At 48.2% G+C, this 17,805-nt stretch carries 15 protein-coding genes; 6 read left to right on the forward strand and 9 right to left on the reverse strand.

Annotated features, from left to right (window positions below):
• Positions 1 to 70: 70 nt before the first annotated feature.
• A complete protein-coding gene (locus SSED_RS19625) occupies positions 71 to 2,314 on the reverse strand; it encodes a peptidase U32 family protein (protein ID WP_012144088.1) in 2,244 nt (747 codons plus the stop codon).
• A gap of 188 nt (positions 2,315 to 2,502) precedes the next feature.
• Complete coding sequence (locus SSED_RS19630) at positions 2,503 to 2,751, reverse strand: hypothetical protein (RefSeq protein ID WP_012144089.1); 249 nt, start codon at positions 2,749 to 2,751, stop codon at positions 2,503 to 2,505.
• Between the two features lie 214 nt (positions 2,752 to 2,965).
• On the opposite strand from SSED_RS19630, the gene SSED_RS25190 reads away from it, so the two are divergent.
• Together SSED_RS25190 and SSED_RS19635 are read left to right on the forward strand one after the other, a co-directional pair.
• Positions 2,966 to 3,085 carry a SufE family protein gene (locus tag SSED_RS25190; RefSeq protein WP_083758965.1) on the forward strand — a complete coding sequence of 40 codons (120 nt, stop codon included), beginning with the start codon at positions 2,966 to 2,968 and terminating at the stop codon, positions 3,083 to 3,085.
• A gap of 40 nt (positions 3,086 to 3,125) precedes the next feature.
• On the forward strand, positions 3,126 to 4,292 hold the full coding sequence (locus SSED_RS19635) for a membrane dipeptidase (RefSeq protein WP_012144090.1): 1,167 nt from the start codon (positions 3,126 to 3,128) through the stop codon (positions 4,290 to 4,292).
• A 32-nt stretch (positions 4,293 to 4,324) separates the two neighbouring features.
• Here SSED_RS19635 and SSED_RS19640 read toward each other — a convergent pair whose 3' ends face one another.
• The 3 genes from SSED_RS19640 to SSED_RS19650 all read right to left on the reverse strand — a co-directional run bounded on the left by SSED_RS19640 (position 4,325) and on the right by SSED_RS19650 (position 8,409).
• Positions 4,325 to 5,002 (reverse strand): 2OG-Fe(II) oxygenase, encoded by a 678-nt coding sequence (locus SSED_RS19640; RefSeq protein ID WP_012144091.1) that lies wholly within the window; start codon positions 5,000 to 5,002, stop codon positions 4,325 to 4,327.
• 274 nt (positions 5,003 to 5,276) lie between these two features.
• Positions 5,277 to 6,530, reverse strand: coding sequence for a multiheme c-type cytochrome (locus SSED_RS19645; protein WP_012144092.1), 1,254 nt, complete (start codon positions 6,528 to 6,530; stop codon positions 5,277 to 5,279).
• 214 nt (positions 6,531 to 6,744) lie between these two features.
• Entirely contained in the window at positions 6,745 to 8,409 is a 1,665-nt protein-coding gene (locus tag SSED_RS19650) for a methyl-accepting chemotaxis protein (protein WP_012144093.1), read from the reverse strand.
• 1,344 nt (positions 8,410 to 9,753) lie between these two features.
• Here SSED_RS19650 and SSED_RS19655 point away from each other — a divergent pair.
• Genes SSED_RS19655 through SSED_RS19665 form a run of 3 tightly spaced genes read left to right on the forward strand, consistent with a single transcriptional unit; the run spans position 9,754 to position 11,897 of the window.
• Positions 9,754 to 10,491 (forward strand): basic amino acid ABC transporter substrate-binding protein, encoded by a 738-nt coding sequence (locus SSED_RS19655; protein WP_012144094.1) that lies wholly within the window; start codon positions 9,754 to 9,756, stop codon positions 10,489 to 10,491.
• Between the two features lie 7 nt (positions 10,492 to 10,498).
• Positions 10,499 to 11,179 carry an amino acid ABC transporter permease gene (locus tag SSED_RS19660; RefSeq protein WP_012144095.1) on the forward strand — a complete coding sequence of 227 codons (681 nt, stop codon included), beginning with the start codon at positions 10,499 to 10,501 and terminating at the stop codon, positions 11,177 to 11,179.
• On the forward strand, positions 11,172 to 11,897 hold the full coding sequence (locus tag SSED_RS19665) for an amino acid ABC transporter ATP-binding protein (RefSeq protein ID WP_012144096.1): 726 nt from the start codon (positions 11,172 to 11,174) through the stop codon (positions 11,895 to 11,897). The genes SSED_RS19660 and SSED_RS19665 overlap by 8 nt, the downstream gene beginning before the upstream one ends.
• Positions 11,898 to 12,079: 182 nt before the next feature.
• Here SSED_RS19665 and SSED_RS19670 read toward each other — a convergent pair whose 3' ends face one another.
• Complete coding sequence (locus SSED_RS19670) at positions 12,080 to 12,739, reverse strand: hypothetical protein (protein WP_012144097.1); 660 nt, start codon at positions 12,737 to 12,739, stop codon at positions 12,080 to 12,082.
• Between the two features lie 361 nt (positions 12,740 to 13,100).
• Entirely contained in the window at positions 13,101 to 13,466 is a 366-nt protein-coding gene (locus tag SSED_RS19675) for a response regulator (RefSeq protein WP_012144098.1), read from the reverse strand.
• Between the two features lie 370 nt (positions 13,467 to 13,836).
• On the opposite strand from SSED_RS19675, the gene SSED_RS19680 reads away from it, so the two are divergent.
• Entirely contained in the window at positions 13,837 to 14,490 is a 654-nt protein-coding gene (locus tag SSED_RS19680; RefSeq protein WP_012144099.1) for a LiaF domain-containing protein, read from the forward strand.
• 95 nt (positions 14,491 to 14,585) lie between these two features.
• On the opposite strand, the gene SSED_RS19685 is transcribed toward SSED_RS19680, so the two are convergent.
• Entirely contained in the window at positions 14,586 to 14,792 is a 207-nt protein-coding gene (locus tag SSED_RS19685; protein WP_150104367.1) for a hypothetical protein, read from the reverse strand.
• A gap of 73 nt (positions 14,793 to 14,865) precedes the next feature.
• Positions 14,866 to 17,751, reverse strand: coding sequence for a flavodoxin domain-containing protein (locus tag SSED_RS23765; RefSeq protein WP_190273173.1), 2,886 nt, complete (start codon positions 17,749 to 17,751; stop codon positions 14,866 to 14,868).
• Between the last annotated feature and the right edge of the window lie 54 nt (positions 17,752 to 17,805).

Genomic DNA, 17,805 nt, shown 5'->3' on the forward strand with positions numbered 1-17,805 from the left:
GCTCATTGCTCATTGCTCCAAATTCAATCTCTGCCAAGGCGATTCGATTGGTGTCTTACTGCTGCCAATATCACAGCCCTTGGCTGTACTGGGCATGGGTCGACACTGTCACCATGGCATCGAGCTGCGCTTTAGCTTCACCGTCACCCTTGATTAGGTTTTCAAAGTGATGGATTAACTGGACTTTATCCAGCTCCGCCTTGGAGCCCGAGCCAATATTGGTCAGATCGATAAAGAACTCATCGAACAGGTGTGAGAAATCATCGATGACATCCATATTCAAGAACTGCTCATGGTTATAGATGCTGGGATAACCGCCTTTTTGCTTGTCGACGGCAAAAGAGATCCCCTTCACATTGGTGATGGTGGTGGCTTTTTCACACTTGAGCATACAACCATCTTCGATAGCGGGCTTGTTGCAGCCGACGGTCTGTTGGAAGAAACACTGTCTGCTGGTCATCATCAGGATGGGGTGATAGATGCTGTATAACAACTTAAAGTTTTCCGGCCGCGCAATATTTCTGATCTGATTTTGGTTGATCTCGTTGGAGATAAACGCCCCGGCACAATTCAGCTCTTCCTGCAGGGTTAATAGCGCATAGGAGTTGGTCGTATTGAGGAAAGGCCCGGCTATCCAGCTGATGTCCATCTCATACGCCTTGTATGCCACCCCGGTGTTATTGGTGACGATTCGCGCAGGCTTGACTCGCTCAAGAATTTTGACCGCTTCGAGATAGTCTTTGCCTATGAGTACGGCGGGAAACCAGGGGATCAGCCTTGGATTTCTTAACAAGATATCTATGTACTTAGTGCAGTTTTTCTTGAAGCTTTCCGGTAGTTTAAAGTAGATATCGGCGTCGGTGACATCACAAAGGTGCAGGTCTTTCTCGTCGCTTATCAATAGCGATAGCGTGGGCGTGTCGGTCAGCTTGCTATGTTTTGTCAGCTTAGGCAGGGTGACTGGCGGGATCACTTTGACCGAATCATTCAACAGGAAGGCGACCTGCTTTTTAATTCGGGTCAGCTCCTTAAACGGCATGTTGAGGCCGGTATCGAGACCGCTGAAGTCGAATGCTTGCAGGGCGTATTTGCCCTGTTGCAGGCTCTTGAAGCGCTTTTCGATGGCGCTTTGATCGACCGCCGCTTGCTCGGATGCGATAAGCGGCATCTCAGATTGTACGCAAAACTCATGCTTGCCAGCGGTGACATCGACCGTTAGCGGCTTGCCGGCTTGTCCGCTAAAGCGGATAGTCAATGCTTGCTTGGCGATGCTTAAGTGCTGAATTTTTTCGACCACACGCGCGCCGATGGCATTTTTCTCTTCAGAAAGGTCTTTTTGCACGGCCTGGATCTGCACCACAGAGATGGCGTTATGTTTATCGTTGGCATGCTGAAAGCTGTTATCACGGGGGTTATCGATAAACATATTCTTGGTGAGATCGCCCTTCAAGAAGGAGTTGGTGAAATCACGGTTAAATACCTTATAAAGGTTGGTGTTATCGGATAACAACTGGCCCGTTTCGACAAATTTATCTATCTGCTGGCGCCAGCTATCCACCACGGTGTGGACATATTGCGCGCCTTTGATGCGCCCCTCGATCTTCAGCGAGTCGACGCCGGCGTCGACCAGTTCCGGCAGGTCGAAATAGGCCGAGTTATCTTTCAGGTTCAATGGGAACTTGTTGCCCGCATTGGTGATCTCATATTCATCGCGGCAGGCTTGGCTGCATCGACCACGGTTGCCGGAGTTGCCGACACTGACCGAGCTCGAATAACACTGGCCCGAGAAGGCGATACACAGCGCGCCATGGACAAAGACCTCGGTAAGCACATCATGCTCATGGGCGAGTGTGGTGAGACTCTTAATCTCACCGAGGTTTAACTCCCGCGACAGGTTGGCTCGGGTGGCGCCAACCTTGGCCAGAAAGCGTATTTGCCCAGGGTTATGGGTGGTGAGCTGGGTCGATGCGTGCACGGCCAGAGTGGGGAAATGCTTCTTGACCAGATTAAATATCCCCAGATCCTGCACAATTATGCCATCGATGCCGATATTAACGATTTGATTGAGCAGCTTAACTAAGCCTGTGATCTCGTGCTCCAGGATCACGATATTCATAGTGAGGAAGACTTCACACTGGTATTGGTGTGCGAGCTCAATGACCCCCATCAAGTCATCGAAAGAGAGGTTAGTCGCCCGGTTACGGGCATTGAATGTATCCAGGCCACAGTAGACGGCGTTTGCACCGGCAACAATCGCGGCTTTGATCGCATCGACATCCCCACCCGGTGCCAATAATTCAATTTTTCTACTCATCGCGACATTACCCATTTCATTGCTTAGTTAAATTTCCGGCGAGGATCCTACCACAAGCTTAAGCATAAATTAGGATTTACTGTTGTAATGGTATGGAAAAGACAGGACAGCCATAAAAGGAAAATGGTGAATTGGTAATAAGCGGGAGACAAAGCAAACTTTCAGAGCTCACCTGAACGACATGTGCATTATTCTTTTAGAACAGTTTTTATCGCGCCATTAATCATATCTTCAGTACGGATTTCTACATCACCAGAATCCCGATTGCTTCTTTCATTTCTTCGCTGGCTTGCTTCGATAGTTTCTGTTCCTAGCGTGACACCAGTTTCGAGCACGCTCTTTGTTGAACAGCCGCTAATCTGCAACGCGACAAAGAGTAAGAGATAACTAATCCATGTTTTCATATGTTTTAAATCCATCTGTTTCAGCTTATCCATCAGCTCTTTATAGCATGTAATTTAAGAACAGCTAAACTAAATTCCCCATTCAAGCGGCACTCGCCAACCGTGACTTCGATGGGCTATGGGTGTTGCCCTTTTGCCTTTAATTGAGGCTGGCCATATTTACCTTATGCTTACCATTTGCTGTCAGATAAAAAACACCAACTACAGGCAAGAGAAAGACCGCCAAATCATGTTTGCTGGGTAAACAGTGCCTGCGGTCGATGAACAATTTAACCCGTCAAATACCCAAGTAAAAGGTTGCGAAAGCCAAGCATGGCTGTACCATGAACTAATTGATGATAAACATTATTTTTTCGCCAATCGCTAATCAAGCTTAATTATTGATTGCAAGTACTAAGGGAAACACCATGACCAACAATGCTTGCAATCCAACCCGTCGAAGAATACTTAAAGGGTTAGCGGCCGCCTCATTATTAAGCCCGCTGGGGATTTCGCCTGCATTTGCCGCGGCCAAAAAACGCCTTTATATCGATGGCCTCTCCTTTCTTCCTGAAAATCTAGCCGATATCCGTGCCTCCAAACTCGATGCCTACCTTTGCGATATTTCAGCCATTGAAACCATAGAACAAGCCGACGGCACCATGAATTACAAGCGTACCTATGACGCCTGTATGAAAAGCATTAAAGAAGCGAACCAAATCGTTAGCGCCAACCCCAACATATTAATGCCGGGGCTGACAGGCCAGGACATCGCACTGGCAGTCGAGCAAGAGCGCACTGCCGTCTATTTTCAGATCCAAGGCGCCGATTGTGTTGAAGCCGATAGCGATGCCAACTCATGGCAACATCTCGATCAATTTCACCAGCAAGGTTTACGGGTATTACAACTGACGCACCACTACGGCAATCGCTTTGCCGGCGGCGCATTAGATAATGACGGTCAACAGGGTTTAAATAAGCCGTTAACTGCAGATGGCCGCCAATTGATCGCCGCACTTAACCAGCGCAACATGCTCATCGATGTCAGCCATTCGAGCCCCCAGACGGCGCTGGACACCGTAAAAGCCAGTAACAGTCCGATAGTACACAGCCACGGCGCCGTTCGCTCTATCGTCAACAATGCCCGTTGCTCACCCGATGAAGTCATCCGTGCTATCGGTGACAGCGGTGGCGTATTCGGGGTGTTTATGATGAGTTTTTGGTTGACCAATAAACCCCTACCGACCATTAAAGATTATGTAAAGCAACTCGATCGCGTCGTCCGTATCGGCGGCATAGATTGTGTCGCCATCGCCAACGACTTCCCACTGCGTGGCCAAGAGAACTTACTGGCGCTGGGCAATGATAATGCCGAAGGCATCAAAGAGTACTTACCTTGGTGGCACAGTTTAGCCGCTAAAAATGTGTTGGGATTTGAACACGAACCCACACATGTCGTGATCCCCGAACTCAACGATATTGATCGCATGAGCCGCATCGACGATGCACTAGCCAAAGCGCGCTACAAATCCACCGACAGAGACCGCATGCTCGGTGGTAACTGGCAACGCGTGCTTAAAAACGTATTGGGTTAAGATGGTTTGGTATTACCCTGCTGCGATATAGGTTATCGCGGCGGATCAATATTATTGTCGATACTGCAATTGAGTCTAAACCAGCCAGCAATGGAATAACGGTCTCGCTGTGCAGCCAGTACTTCGTGAGGAAACTCTTCACTTAAAAATACCACTAGCGTACCAAAGCCTGGTGTCACGCTAACAGTGTGATCATCAATTACAGCTGAGATCGATTGTTGATTTGGATAAATCACCAGCTCGCCACCATCTTCTGTAGACCAATGCTCATTAAGGTAAACAATCACTGTCAGCACTCGATTGCCTTCACCTGTAAATGCATCTTTGTGTTTCTTATAAAAGTCGCCTTTTGCATAGTGAGCAAAGTGACTTTCAAACGAGAATAACCCTAATAATAGCCTTCTATTCAAGAATGCTTGCAACGACCGGGCCCAGTTAAGCCACCCAATCTCCGCATCGCTGTCACCATTAATCCAACAGATCGCATCGGTACGCACAAAGTCATTCACCCTATGCTCAGTCGTTCGGCCAATGCCTGCACGTTTAAAGTGAGTGTCGGGCATGGTGGTGATGTGTTGTGCTAATAAATGAGTTAAATCCAGAGGAAGTGCCGCAGGGTTAATACTAAAGCCTTTAGTGGCGATATCATTGGCGATAGATTCAAAAAGAGATGGGCTATCATCTGTTTGAGAGGTTCGATGTGAAATCAATTACGTCCTGTCTTAGAAGATAAAATTAACATTAGTTATGTCACTTTAATAAACAGAGACCACCAACATACGCTAATAGTCGTGAATAAAGATAGGAGAATACGTTGCGGCTGAACTGACGCTTTATAAGAATAAGAGCGTCACTCACTCTTCATAAGAGAGTGGATCTTAACCTTAGCCATCTTCCTGATGAGAGTTCCGCCAAAGCTGAGATCAGGGAGTATCGGGTAATCGATATTCCCTGCCTCAGGCTTTGTTAGCCTTTACTTTGTGATCAGTGAGCTGAGGCCGACTTGCCGTGAGCCGCACGCATCTCTGCCGCTTTCTCTTTTATCTCCTGCAGATCTCTCACCATCTCACTCCAACCGTACCATAGCGCATAGTCTGGGTTGGCGTGGAATGCGCCCTGGAAGCCGCGCATGCGGTGCTTGAGGTGCATCTCAAACAGGGTTTGTTCGATAGTGGTCGGCGCATCCTGGAAGGTTAACAGATCCGGGAAGGCATAGGCGTAGCCCTCTGGCTTAGTGAGGATGCCGTCTTGGTATAGTCCCGTGATGATACGAATAGCTTGTGCCAGCAGATGGTCGAGGTCGCGGATCAGCTTATCGGCATTATCGAGCTCGTTGCGGGCAAAGTTCGCTGAGTGACAATCACCGCAGACGGCCAGCATCTTGTTGCGCTCCTTATCAAACGATGCCTTATCCAGACGGGCAACATCGGCCGCCTTGATCACGTCGAGTCGTCCGGTGGGCTGTCCCTTAGGATCGAGCACACCCAATGCCTGCAAGATGGTGATCTGATCGGCTTTCCACTGCTCATCATCTTCAGGCAGCGGCAATCTCACCGCCAGGAAGCCCCAGGCAGTTCGCACTTCATGGTCGCCATCGACCATATGACATGTCTGACAGGTTGGTGCAGGAGTGCCTTCGGGCAATACGCCATTTTGCTTCAGCAGATAACGCACACCATGCTTGGACGATGACCACATCTCCCATTGCGGATGATCGAAGCCCATATGACAGGTCTGACAGGCCTGGGGTTGTTGTGCCTCTTTTACCGAGAAGGTGTGGCGGGTATGGCAGGCATCGCAGGAGGCATGGCCGAACTTGCTGCCCTGCTCCTTGAGTTTGGCGATCTCGGCATCGGTTTTTATCCCCAACTTATGACAGCCGGTACAGCCCTTCATCCCCTGATTCAGTGCCATAGGTTGTGCATGAGTGGTGGGCATAGCGTTGACTGCTGCCCATGCCAGGGCGTGCTTACCCTTAGAGAATTGATCCAGGCGATCGCCATGGCAGCCGCCACAGGTTTCGGCAGTAATGGTGACCAGCTTGTCTACATCCTTAGCCGATGAATGGTCCCCCTCATGACAGGTATCACAGCTCACATCATTCTCGCTATGGCGGCTAAGTTGCCAGTCCTTAACGGCGTTGGGCGTGACCTCCTGGTGGCATGACACGCATTTATCGGCTGCATAAACCGACGTGCACAGTAGTAACATCAGTGAAACTAACAATCCCCTCATCATATCCATCCTTTTTATATGGTTATTATCGAAAGAAGTATAGTTAGCCATGCCCGAGTCGCCAGTTTGATCATGAAATTATTGAGAATTTCTATTTATTCGATGAAGTAGGGCTGAAGTAGAGAAACTCGGGCCATTAAGTATATAAAAATAGGGAACGGCGCAACAAAAAGGGAAGCGATATGCTTCCCTTTCGGATTGCATCAAGGCCTAATGGCTAGACCTTAAACTGTCCAACCAACTCGCCGAGGCTGTCCCCCTCCTGAGCCAGCTTTTGGCTCACTCCTGAAGTGTTTTGGCTCGAACTCATCAACTCATTGACAATATCCTGAATCGCAAAGACGTTACGGTTAATCTCTTCGGTCACTGAGCTTTGCTCGGTTGCCGCCGTGGCGATTTGTGTACTCATATCATTAATCGATGTTACCGCAGACGTTACCGCACCTAGGCTCTCAGAGATTGCTCTGGAGGACTCAACCGAGCGCAAACAACCTTTCTGGCTCGAATCCATGGTGCTCACAGCCAGTGATACCAGGTTATGAAGCTCAGTGAGCATCTCATTAATCTCTAAGGTACTGGCCTGAGTCCTGCTGGCTAAACTACGTACCTCATCGGCAACGACGGCGAAGCCTCGGCCCTGCTCACCCGCCCTGGCCGCTTCAATGGCTGCATTTAATGCCAACAGGTTGGTTTGCTCGGCAATGCCGCCAATTACGGTCAATACGCTGTTAATTTTTTTAGATTGCTCACTCAGTGAATTAATATGCTCCGCAGCGGTGTCTATTTCGGCCATTAATGATGACACTTCGGTTAATGAAGTATCGACGCACTCCTGAGCCGTATTGACATCACCCGTTGCGGCGAGCGTCGCCTCGGCAACCTGTGACGTATTTTGTGCCACCTCACTCGCAGTTGCCGACATCTCAGTGATAGCGGTGACCACCTGATCAGTCTCATTATTATGATTCACCAGTTGCTCGCCCATCGTCAGCGTCTGGTTGTTAATATCAGCTGCACCACTCTTGACCTCCAAAGTGACATTACTGACATCCTTAATGATTCCCTGCAATTTTTCGACAAACAGGTTAAAGGCAAGTCCGAGCTGCGCTATCTCATCACTGCCCTCAACATCCAGTCGCTTAGTCAGGTCTCCCTCACCTTTGGCAATATCTTCTAAATTGGTCACCATGTTTCTTATTGGACGGACCATTCGCTGGGCAATATATAACACCGCTATCGTGGTTAATAAAACAAGAATAAGTACAATAACCAAGACAGTTATCGCCTTATCTTGCATATGCTGAGTGGTGATGTCCCGATAGTCGCGAACCTCACTTTCGATATCATCAACGTAAGCCCCGGTTCCTATTATCCAATCGCTGCCAGGAATCATCTCACTGTAGCTAATTTTCTCAACCAGGCCACTAGTGCCCGGTTTATCATGATGATAATTGAAGGTACCATCCCCTGTTTTTGCGGCATTAAGCAAACCTACAATGACTCTCTTCCCATTGGGATCTGTCATTCCAATGTAATTATTCCCCTCTCTTTCGGAGCTGGCACCATGGAAAATATTGACCCCTTGCTCATCATAGATGAAGAAATAGCCTGACTGGCCAAATCGCACCTGTCTTAGCGCCGCTTTTACATCTCCTTGCTCACCCAATGACTGTTGGTAGACAACGATCTGAACAGCAATTTCAATCTCCTCTTTTAACACCGCCTTTCGGTCTTCAATTAACTTCTCTTTGAAAGATGACACATTTTTTTCGAGGTTATTCGACTCAATGTTATAGGTAATAGCCATTAAGCTAAAAAAGATCACCGCCACTGGTAAAAGGGCAAATAACAGCAGTTTATTCTTCAAACTCATATTCATCATTATTTTTATTTCTCCATAAAGAGCTTTTACAGTGTGTATACAATAAACAATCCCTAGCATTTACCTAACTATTTTTTTGAGTAAAAACAACATATTCATCAATAGTTATAACTCGATCACATAAAGAGATAAAACAGATGCATGTACGTTCGTACCAACTAACTACCAATATAAGAGTTGGGGCAAGTCATTGAAAATAAGAACATATATGTGTACGTCCGTACCAACTAAGAGTGGGTGCAAATCGTAGAAAATAAAGGGGGATAGAGCCAACTTAAGGAGTGGAAAGAGAGTCCAATGAAATTGTTATGCCGTCTGTTTTACTCAAAAAGGCTGCACAGCCATATCTTTCGAATCTAAGCGTACCGCGTCTCAATTAACACCTCACTCTTGCCGCAAGTGGGCTGATGCTCTATCTGGTTGCGGCCATCAAAAGGCGGCCCGAATTCAACATCCAGAGTCACCATGATGTGTTCAATCTGTCGTGGCGTGTGGTAGGCTATTAGTTATCCTTAAAGGCTGCTTCCAACTCATCGAACGTCATCGGTATGTCTTCTTGCTTCGCGCTTTTCCCCGCAGCTTGGCCCGAGGCCAACCGTGCCGCGCTGTCTGCACTATGGCTACAACTCTTGCAGTAAAACTTTTGCCTACAGTCGGTTGGTTCGTACCAACGTCGGCAGTATTCACATTGCTTCATTAGTCAATTTCGCTCAGGCTATACGCCGTTTACCATGTCGTTGTTTACTCGCTGGCACGGGCCGTCTACCGTCTCGTTCCCGACGGAACTATGAGCAGGCTGTCACTCTTGCTTAGCGCAAGGTTGTCCATCACTTTGTACACCTCAAAGTACAAGTTATATTTCTTAAATAGTCCGAACATGATTACAGTCCTAAGCAAAGTGGGTCACAAATTTGCGCAAGCATGTCATTTTTCGACGCCACGAACTGTCCGATAGAGGACATTAGCACTCGCTATTTAGCGCTGCCTCTTACTTCCATATCGAACCTGAACTCAAAAGAGAGAAGACAAGGCAGCCTATCTTTTCCAATCTAAACGTACCGCTAGCGCCTCTTAATTTGCGACTATCACTTGCTTACATCTTACTACCCACAACTTCTAACTATTTATTCATCTTTCACTACTATAGCGTTAGCTCAACATCGACAGCAAAATAAGCAAAAAACTTATTAACAGTGAGTTACAAACAGATTAAACTGATTAATTAGTAAGCGTTTAAACCAATTGGAGTGAATTTATAATCATTTTACACGCATAATTATTGACTTTGTTTTGTGTCGGCTTATAGTCGTTGCCAGTTGAGTATTTTGGTGATGAGAGTTGAAGATGAAGAAGTCGATATTGTGTTTGGGAAGCTTAGGTTTAGCTGGCGTGTTGATGTTAACCGGATGCGGTAAGAGTGATGATGTGCTTGTAGTGGGCACTAACGCGTCGTTTCCTCCTTTTGAATATGTCGGAGGGGTTAGCGGTGATGAGATCAAAGGCTTCGATATCGATTTAGCTCGCCAGATCGCCAAGGATGCGGGGAAGACACTTAAAGTTGAAAACATGAAGTTTGATTCACTCATCGTGGCGCTTAATGCGGGCAAGGTTGACCTGATCGCCTCCGGCATGACGATCACTGCGGAGCGTCAGGCGAGCGTTAACTTTTCCGATCCCTACTACGAAGCGACGCAGGTGGTGCTGGTCAACAGAGATAACACCAGCATAAAGAGTGTCGATGACCTTAAGGGTAAACATATCGCGGTACAGCTGGGTTCCACCGGCGATATCATGGCCAAGAGTTACAGCCAAGAGGTCACCGCCTTCAACACAGGTTTTGAGGCCATCATGGAGCTTAAAAACGCTAAGGTCGATCTGGTGCTGTTTGACAGTGAACCTGCGGCCAGCTTTCTGGATAAGAATCCCGGGCTTAAGATGGTTGAACTGGATTTCGACCCCGAGTTTTATGGATTTGCGGTCACCAAAGAGAAAGTTGAATTGCTGCACAGCATCAACAGCACCCTGACGACCATGAAGCACAACGGCGAGTATGACGCCCTTGTCGCCAAGCATATGAAGTGAGCCGATAATGATTGATGCAATTAACGCTTCACTGTTTACCCCTATCGGGGAAGATGGCTTAATCGGTATCTACCTCATCATAAATGGCCTTAAAGTCACGCTTATAGTGACCTTCTTTGCCATGATAATGGGTTCAATATTGGGGGTGACGACCACCCTGATGAAGATGTCATCTAAGTGGTACCTGCGTTGGCCGGCTAATTTTTATGTTGGGATTATTCGTGGTACGCCGGTAGTTGTGCAGTTAGTGATCCTTTACTTTATTGTGCTGGCCGCGTTCGATATCGACAAGATCACCGCCGCCATCATCGCCTTCGGCCTCAATAGCGGTGCCTATATCTCTGAGATCATTCGCGCCGGGATCCAGGCGGTCGATAAGGGCCAGATGGAGGCCGCACGTTCCTTGGGACTATCCCATGGGGCAACCATGAAAGAGGTGATACTTCCTCAAGCGATTAAGAATATTCTCCCCTCTCTGGGTAACGAATTTATCGTGTTACTGAAGGAGACGGCTGTGATCGGCTTTATCGGTGGCGTCGATCTGATGCGCGCCGGTGAGATCATTCGTAGCCGTACCTTCGAAGACAGTGTGCCGCTATTTACCTGTGCGCTGATCTATCTGCTGCTGACATATAGCTTCACCCTACTACTGTCTAAATTTGAAACGAGGTTAAAGCAAAGTGATTAAGATTAATAATTTACATAAGAGCTTTGGCGATAACCAAGTGCTGAAAGGGATAGATGAGCAGATTAACCATGGCGAAGTCGTCAGTGTGATCGGCCCATCGGGCAGTGGCAAGAGTACCTTCTTGCGTTGCATCAACTTGCTTGAGCAACCGACTCAAGGGGATGTTCTTATCGATGGTCAATCTATCACAGAGTCTGGCGCCTGCATCGATAAGCTAAGGCAGAAAGTGGGCATGGTGTTTCAGAACTTTAACCTGTTCCCCCATAAAACGGTTAAACAAAACATCACTCTCGCCCCGGTAAAGCTTGGGGTGATGACTGCGAAAGAGGCCGACGGCGAAGCCGAAGCGTTACTCGAGCAGGTAGGATTGCAGGATAAAGCCGATGCCTACCCGTCCAGCCTGTCGGGTGGCCAGAAACAACGGGTCGCCATCGCTCGTGCCTTGGCAATGAAACCTGAGCTGATGCTGTTCGATGAGCCCACCTCGGCGCTGGATCCTGAGATGGTGGGTGATGTACTCGATGTGATGAAATCTCTGGCTCACAAGGGGATGACCATGGTGATCGTCACCCACGAAATGGGCTTTGCACGAGATGTGTCAGACAGAGTCATCTTCATGGATGGCGGCGTTATCGTAGAAAACAGCGAGCCGGAAGCCCTGTTCAGCGCACCGAAAGAGGCAAGAACTCAGGCCTTTTTGAGTAAAGTGTTGAGGTAAGAGTGTTGAGGTGAGAGTGCTTAGGTGAGAATGCCTAGGTAAAAGCTCCTAGGTAAGAGTGCTGAGGTAAAGTACCAAGATGACCCCCATTCTATCGAGCCATAATAGATAGGGGCGGTCTCACCGGCCTATAGCCGTATAACAGCAACGCTGTTATACGGCTATAGGCCGGGGGCAAAATATCAGAGGAATTCTTCACACTCTTCGTTTTTCTTACAGTCCCTGCTTTCGCGCTCTTTAGCCTTTTCCTTAGCTTCACGCTGACGCTCCTCAGCCTCTAAGCGAGCTTCACGCTGGCGCTCTTTGGCGTCCTTTCTTACTTCAAGCTCGCGCTCCTCAGCGTCTTTGCGCGCCTCACGGTCATATTCCTTGGCATCCTTTCTCGCTTCACGCTGACGCTCTTCTACATCTTTGCGCGCCTCGCGATCATACTCCTTGTCATACTTTCTCGCTTCACGCTGACGCTCTTCTGCGTCTTTGCGCGCTTCACGGTCATATTCTTTGGCATCCTTTCTCGCTTCACGCTGACGCTCTTCTACATCTTTGCGCGCCTCGCGATCATACTCCTTGTCATACTTTCTCGCTTCACGCTGACGCTCTTCTGCGTCTTTGCGCGCTTCACGGTCATATTCTTTGGCATCCTTTCTCGCTTCACGCTCACGTTTTTCCGCAGCCTTGCGAGCCTCTTTCTCACTCTTTTTCTGCTCCTTCATCGCCTTTTTTTCAGCCTTATTTTCAGCCTTCTTCTCAGTATTAGTAGGCGGCTCGGCCATTGTGGCCGGGGCAATCATCATCAATGAGGTCGATACAAGTATTGCTTTTGCAAGCTCAACGGCTTTCATAGGGAAACTCCTTTTAAACTGCGCTATCGTTTTCGCTAGCGCCATCAACTAACGATATTAAAAACGGTTCTTTATGGCACTCACCTATAGAGAGTAGGCTACAAGCACATGTTAGGAGTATGTTACATTCAAAGCAATCCTGTGACTCATAATTTATCGGGCTAATGAGTCCACAAATAAGAAAGATCGAGTAAGCAGGAAGCAAAAGAGAGAGGAGTGACAGAGGTACGGACTAAACTCAACCTAGGGTTAACTTAACAATAAACTGTCAAAGGTTAACCCTAGCCAAGAATAACCCCAGCCAAGGCTAACGAGTAGAACGTTTTCAAACTTTGTCGTTCGACAAAAACAAAGCTGAGGGTTATCGGAGATACTTTTCGAGTTTCTCCTGTATCACATTTGGCATGATAGGTTTGTTGACGTAATCGTCAGCGCCGAGTTTGATAGCGAACTCCTGATCTGAGCTCTCGACCAAGGTGCTGATCACCACCACAGGGATATCGATGCGTGACGGGTCCTCCTGGAGGAACTTAAGGACTTGATAACCATTCACTTCCGGCATGGTGATATCGAGCAGGATAAGATCGGGCGTCTGTGAACTTAATATATCGATGCCGCCACTGCCGGAGTTGGCGGTCGTTACATCATAATCGTCGCCTAAGATAGCGAGTAAGACCCCGGTACACACAGGATCATCATCAATTATCAGGATTTTACTTTTGTCCATTTCGCCCACTCCAAACTATCACTGTTGCTTACATTGTATCCAAATTCAGGATAAAAGATACCTGCTAATCGAGACCGAACTATCGGAGTCGAAAGAACTCAAACTCATCGAAATTGATGCCATTCATGGCAAACTAATACAGCTTACTTATCTAACTTGTATCTAAGCTGACTTAATCTGATTTAGGCGACGCTATATGATGATTTTCACTAATTATCGGTTACTCCTACGACCTGCAAAAAACGTAAAAGTTTAATCTTTTGTTTTTAAAAGCTAAATTTACTGGCTCGGAAATTGCTTATTTTTCATTCGAGTTCATTTAGATCAAACATATACAAGCGAATATAATTTAAGTCAGAGGAGTGACAGCATGGATGTGATCCTTGAAGATCGTCCCATTGAACAAATACGTGAAGAGGTGATCGATCAGTTGATCGTCAACTACAGCCATGGCGTTATCTCGGCAGAGGCCTTCGAGCGCCGACTCGATGATGCGATGAACTCCTCCTCCCATCGAGAGATACTCGATCTGGTTGCCGATCTATCCTTAAAGGCTGATACCGACTATAGCAATAAGAAAGAGCATCAATTTACGCCAAGCTATTCAAATAAAACCGAGGATGACCAGCTCAGTTTAAATTGTATTCTCGGTAATAATGAACGCAGCGGCCAGTGGCAGGTGCCTAAGGTGATTAATGTACGCAACATCTTAGGTGAGTCGACGCTGGACTTTAGCGACGCCATTTTTCAGCACCAGCATGTCACCATTAAATTAAATTGTGTTCTGGGCGGCGCCATTATCTATGTTCCGGAGGGGATCAACGTGGTTTGCAAAACCTACGGGATTGTCAGCAGTATCGAAAACAGAGCCCCGTCGCTGGCTAACCGCCAGGCACCTGTCATCACTATCGAAGGCAAGGTTGTTTTGGGTTCACTCAATGTTTCAATTAAGCGCACCATCAAAGAGAAATTTATCGAGTTTGCCAATAATCTGAAGAGTGCGTTCGATATGAAAGCGCGTTAGATACTATCGCTACAAACTGTCGCCGGAAGCAGGAGTGACATCGAGCCCATATCCTTATGGGTCGATGTCGGGGTGATGACTGTTAACGATTAGCCTCAGTCTTTTTTCGCGTCTGAAGCGGCTTCTATTCTGTCGATGGCGATAACGATGATCTCCTGACGTTGAATTTCCTGAAACGATTCATAGAAATAACCAAAGATGAGCAGTAGGGTGATCATCCCCAAACCAAAACTCATTTTAGTTTCGAATGTGCTGCCCTTATTCCCACTCTGTTCATGACCCGTATTGTTTGATTGACTCAAAATCGGTGCCTCATATGTTATCTGTAATTGCAGTGCCTGTGCGCCCATAGGGGCGTCGGTTGAGAGACGTCCGTTAGTAGACGTCTTTCAACAGGCGTTTTTCATGTTTCAGGCGTTCATAGTATTTCAATGCCTCATCACAGGACATCTCCCCATGGAGTTCGATGACCTGCAAAATCGCCTTCTCTACATCGACAGCCATGTGTGAGACATCGCCACAGATATAGATATACGCGCCCTGCTCGAGCCAGCCATAAAACTCCGCGCCCTGCTGTTCGATACGATGCTGAACATAGATTTTCTGTTGCTGATCCCGTGAGAAGGCAAGATCCATACGGGTCAATACGCCTGAGTCCAGATGTTGTTGCCACTCATCCCGGTAGAGGTAATCGAGCTCTTCATTACGGTTACCGAAGAATAACCAGCTCTTACCTGTATGCTTTTGCGCGGCGCGCTGCTGCATGAATGCCCTGAACGGCGCAACGCCGGTGCCGGGACCAATCATGATCATGGACGCATCGCCGTGTTCTGGCAGACGGAAGTGTTCATTCTCCTCGACGAAGATATTCACCTCGGCATTCAGTGCCAGTCGCTGACACAGGTAGCCGCTGGCTCCGCCCACATATCGATGACTTTCGACACCTTGACCCGACATATACTCGACCACGGCTATCGTTAAGTGAACCTCTTCACCAACGTCCGACTGACTGGAGGAGATAGAGTATTTTCTCGGCGTCAATCTGCGCAGAGATGACAGCAACTGCTCCGCCGTAAGTCGGGCCGGATAGAGACGTACCAACTCGAAGATCTGATGGCGACGTGCATAGTCACGCACCCCATCGAAGTCAGCCACTAAACCAAGTAGCTCGGCTTGTTGACTCAGCGTCGCATACTTTTCGATAAAGGCAGGGTGACACTGGGTCAGCTCATAATTTTCAATCAAGGCCTGTGAAATTGTTCTGATGTTGCCATCAACTTCAACCTCGACGTCGGCCGGGATAGACAAGTTGGCCAGCAGCGTTGCGACCTCTGTCTCGTCGTTTTTAAACCAGACGCTCAGCAGATCGCCTGGCTGATATTGGATCCCCGAGCCCTCCAGTGACAGCGCGATATGACGAAAATCTTTTTCACAGGCATCGGGTGCGAGTCTGTCATTGCATAACAGACGGGCCGAAAATGGACGCGCCTTGTTGTAGTAAGCCTGCTCCGCTCCCGTCGATTCGATGGGCATAACGGCATTGGCACAGCTGGCTTCCAGTCGATTTTGCAGCACCTTAATGACAGAAGTTATCCATGTGTCCGCCATGGCATCATAGTCGACATCACACTCAGCCCGCTCATGGAGGCGCTGTGCTCCAAGCTCGCTAAGACGCTCATCGAAGTCTATGCCTGTCTTACAGAAGAAGCGATAACTGGTGTCACCCAGAGCCAGTATCGAATAGGAGAGATCGGGTAACTGTGGGGCATTGTCCGCAAAGAGGGTGTGATAGAAACCCTCGGCACTCTCGGGTGGCTCACCCTCACCATAGGTACTGGTCACGATAATCAGGTGACTTTCGCGCTGCAGGTTATCGGTATCGTAGTCGGCCATGGACGCGATGCGCACCGGCAAGCTATTGGCATCGCAACTCGCTTTTAACTGATAAGCCAGATGCTTCGAGTTACCGGTTTGAGATGCAAACAAGATGGTAAGCGTGTCGGTCGCCTTGGAGTAACTATCGGCAATAATTTTCGAATCACTCGGCCGTCCGGTAACATTTTTCACTAAGATATTGCCTACGGTGCGAACCGTGGCATGCTGCAGACGCACCGCCTCGGATAGATACAGACCCACCGGGCAGAACAGGCGGCACCAGAACTGAGGCACAAAGAAGGAACCCAGCAGGCTAAAGGGTAAGATGTACCATTGAATGCCCATCCCCTGAAGTGAAAACATCATGCCGAAGGGTTCGTAGGAACCTAAGGCCGGGTGGCGTGACAGGAAGATCAAGATAAGCGCCAACCAGCTCAGGCCATAGATGACGCGTCTGGCGTTTCTGGCCATGCCCGGTCGCAGAGCCAGCTTGATACCGCTTACTTTTTGCAGTAGATCCTGGATCACGCTGAAAGGACAGAGGTAACCACAATAGAGGTTGCGCCCCAAGAGGAGGATACCGCCCAGCACACCACCGACAATGATCCACCAGATGGGATATTGCCTGAATTCGGGAACATAGCCCATGGCGATACCAGCCAGAGTACCCAGACTAATCGAGGCATTCACATAAAACCCAACGAAGGCCAGGCTGGCAAAAGGTAAGATCAACTTAAACGGTTTAGCTATCTGTCTCGGCGCATAGACGACCACCAGCACCATCAAAAACAGGGCGACCATCAGGGCTTCATTGAGCCCCGGCGACCACTCAACTTCATGCCAGGTTTTCTCGTATCCAAGATGACTTTGAGCCCCTTGGTGCAAGGCCAAACCTATCGCCTTGGTAAAGCCCTTAGACGACACTGTTGCGCCGGAAATACCGTCGACATCTTCCTCTAACAGAAAATTATCGGTGACCGATTTATTGATAAACTGCCTGAAAAAATTGTTATTAATCAGCTTTTGCAGGTATGCGGGGGTCTCTTTATGCGACAAGACCACCACCTCTTTAATTCGGGCGGAGTTCTCACCTTTCTGGGCTCTCACCCCCAGCACGAATGGCCCGCCATAGCCGGTACCGGCGGCGATGACCACGGCCTCGCCACCCGAGATGCTGCTTTGGCTATCCTCTCCGGGCACAAAGACCACAGGCAGACTGGTATAGTCTTTGGAAGGAACCAGATTAAAATTTGAGAAATGGCTCTTAGCCATCGTCAGGTAGTCGGGCTTCGCCGCGATATGCCCTATGATGAAGGCTAGAATCAATGTGCTCCATGCAAACAAGAGCCACAGTTTCTCGAGATGGGGGCCTAAGTTCTTTTTCATAGAAGATGCTGGTTGTTTGTTCATCGGTGAAGGGTAATTAAGATAGCCTTAATC

The organism is Shewanella sediminis HAW-EB3 (genome assembly GCF_000018025.1).
Lineage (GTDB): Bacteria > Pseudomonadota > Gammaproteobacteria > Enterobacterales > Shewanellaceae > Shewanella > Shewanella sediminis.